This is a genomic window from Psychrobacter sp. 16-MNA-CIBAN-0192 (assembly GCF_040309565.1).
GTDB lineage: Bacteria > Pseudomonadota > Gammaproteobacteria > Pseudomonadales > Moraxellaceae > Psychrobacter.
This window is the reverse complement of sequence record NZ_JBEOOX010000590.1, coordinates 1-246: the sequence shown is the minus strand read 5'-3', so window position 1 is coordinate 246 and position 246 is coordinate 1. Positions and strand designations below refer to the sequence as shown.

At 42.3% G+C, this 246-nt stretch carries 1 protein-coding gene; it reads left to right on the top strand.

The window, feature by feature from the left end:
• A partial coding sequence (locus AAEY78_RS14505; RefSeq protein WP_352340149.1) for a hypothetical protein occupies nucleotides 1–246 on the top strand: 246 nt, incomplete at both ends.

Here is a 246-nt window from a genome sequence, read left to right as displayed (position 1 = left end):
GGTTGATGCTGCAATCGCTACTGCAAAGCTAACCAATTTTGGTATTGGCCAGCCCATTACTCTGTTCACTGAAAAATATGTAAACTGGTATCATAGCGCAAAAGAGCAGCATCCTTATTCGCGAATAGCGGTTGCAAAACGTGTTATAGAAGACACTATTGTAACAACGCCAAGTGTGGATTTTGGGTTGTCAGTGTTTAACTATGACGATGGCGGACGTATCGTTTATGGTATTGCGCCCAATAA